Below are 2,510 nucleotides of genomic sequence, written 5' to 3' on the forward strand. Positions count from 1 at the left end.
GTGCCGACGGTGTTGTCATACTGCGCCTCCTGTGGTGGTGGTTGGGGTTTCGGGGTCCAGGCGGAAGGATTCCGCGAGGCGTTGGCGGTAGATCTGCTGGTTGTCGGCGGTCCAGGGGATGCACCAGCGTCCGGAGGGGTCTTTGCGGGCCGGGACCTGTGCGTTGTGCAGCCAGTAGTAGACGGCGTCGGCGCTGATGCCCAGCTCGGCGGCGGCTTGTCTGACGGTGACCTCGCCGTCGAGTAGCGGCTGTGTCCGGGGCGCGGGGACCTTGAGGGTGTGGCGGGCCCATTTCACGGCTTTGACGTCGAAGGGCCGTCCTTTGCCGGTGCTCAGTCCGGCGGCGTTGAGCTCGGCAGCCAGCTGTTCGTGGGTGAGTACCGGTCCTCGGGCTCTGATGAGTTCGGCGGCTTCCGGCGGGGTGCGGTCCGGGCCGCGGCGGCTGGTGGTGATCTCGTCGGTGGCGCCGGTGTGCCAGCGCACGCCGATGCGGACGGTGCCGTCGGGTCCGTCGGGCATGACGGTGACGTCGCTGATCACGGTGCGCAGCAGCCGTTTGCGGTCTTTCGGGCTGGTGGCAGGGTCGTCCCAGAGCCGAGGCAGATCGCGGGCCAGGGCCAGCAGCTGGTCGCGGTCCGGCAGCGGCGGTCGGGCGTCGCGGGCGGTGACCAGTGCCGCCTCGGCTTCGGTCAGGGCGGTGAGCTTCGCCTCCCATCTTGCCTCCAGGGTGCGGGCAACCAGGCGGTTGTCGGGATCGACCTGTTCGAAGGCGCGTTCAGCGCGGGCGGCGTCGTAGCGGGCGCGCTCGACGGCCAGCTCAGCGGCGCGGTGCGCGCGAGTGTGGCGGTCGGCGACAGCGTCGGCGGCGTCGAGGGCGAGGGTGATCTGTTCGCCGGTCATGCAGCGCAGCAGCAGGGCTGCGACCGCGTCGTCGACGGTGGGTGCTGCGATCGAGCGGCAGGTCTGAGTGCGCGCGGAGTCCCGGTGGGCCATGCACTCGTAGTAGCCGCGGCCGGCTGTGGAGTAGCGGGTTCCCAGCCGGCTGCCGCACGAGCCGCAGCCGATGATGCCCTGGCACAACGGCTGGCCTTCGCGCGGGGGCCGGGCCCCGTTGTTGGTGCAGTTCGCAGCGAGTTTCGCCTCGATGTCAAGGAACTGCTGCCAGGTGACGTATCCCTGGTGGTGCTCGGTGATCAGGACCTGCCACTGGTCGCGGGGCAGCAGCCGGGCGGTGGTGCGCACGGTGCCGTCGGGCTGCACCCGGGTCACCGTGGTGTGGCGGCCGTAGACGTAGGCTCCGGCGTAGGCCGGGTTGGCCAGCACGCTGATCACCCGGGCGTGGGTGAGCCGGCCCCAGCGCAGCTGCCCGGCCCAGGCGCCGCCGAAGGCGCGCAGCGGGAACTTGCGCCCGGCGAACGCCGCTGCGACGCCGAACCCGGAGCCGGTGCGTGCGAACTCGGCGAAAACGTCGGCCACCGCCGCCTGGACCTCCTGGTCCGGATCCAGGACGGTGTTCCCGTCCAGGTCGTAGACCAGGCCGACCGGCAGCGGGCTGTGCAGCTCCCCGCGTGCAGCGGCGGCCTTCTTCGCGCCCTGCAAACGTCCGGTCAACAGGTGGAGTTCAGCTTCGGACATGCTCCCTTTCAAGCCCAGCAACAGCCGGTCGTTGATGTCGGCCAGGTCGTAGACGCCGTCGGCGTCGATGACCAGGGTGTCGGTGAGCCGGGCCAGCTCCAGCAGCCGGGCGAACTCCGCGGAGGATCGGGCCAGGCGCGATACCTCCAGGCCGAGCACGGCTCCGGCCTGCCCGAGACAGACGGTGGCGACGATCTCGGCGAACCCGCCGCGAGCGGTCCCGAACCGGCCGGAGACCCCCAGGTCTGCGTCGACCACCACGATGTCGTCCGCCGCCCAGCCCAGGCAGGCGGCCACGTCGGCCAGGCCGTACTGCCGCATCGTGGACTCGGTGTGCTCGCGGACCTGCAACATCGTGGACTGGCGCAGGTATATCAGAGCTTTGCGCGACCGGTGCGACGTGGTGATCTTCGATTCGCCGTTCACAGCCGGCTCCCGCGTTCAACCGGGACTCGACCATGTTCGCCAGCACAGCCACGGCGCCGTCCCGATCCCATCCCTCGATCACCGCAGCTCTCCCGTCCCGGCGTCAGCGCACCGGACACGCCGCACCGACCAGCACCTCTGCTGTTCACGATTCGCCTGCTTCCGGCCGCGCGCAACGGCTTGCGAGAGCATCCAACAGCGCACGCAACTCGGTCAGCGCCTCCGGCGCGAACCGCGCGCACTCCGGCGCGGGACCCCGGTCGGTCCACTGCTCCGGCACCGTCATTCGGCCGCCGTTGCCGGCATCGACCACGAACATCCGCCGACCTGCGCGCTTCATCGAGTACAGGACCTCGACCCGGCGCCCGACCAGCGGGTGGAACCGTTGGGTCACCGTCAGCCATCCCGAATGCTGCCTGGACGACGTGGCAGTGTGCCGTCTCCGTCCC

The 2,510-nt window shown here is 70.7% G+C and carries 2 protein-coding genes; both read right to left on the bottom strand.

The genetic code is table 11. The features are described 5' to 3' along the window. Nucleotides 1-15 precede the first annotated feature (15 nt). Nucleotides 16-2,061, bottom strand: a complete 2,046-nt coding sequence (locus ABIA35_RS49355; RefSeq protein ID WP_370347967.1) for a recombinase family protein — start codon at nt 2,059-2,061, stop codon at nt 16-18. A gap of 145 nt (nt 2,062-2,206) precedes the next feature. Further along, the coding region (locus ABIA35_RS49360; protein WP_370347965.1) for a DUF5372 family protein at nt 2,207-2,510 on the bottom strand (304 nt) is incomplete at its 5' end.

The sequence above is a fragment of the Catenulispora sp. MAP12-49 genome (genome assembly GCF_041262705.1).
GTDB lineage: Bacteria > Actinomycetota > Actinomycetes > Streptomycetales > Catenulisporaceae > Catenulispora.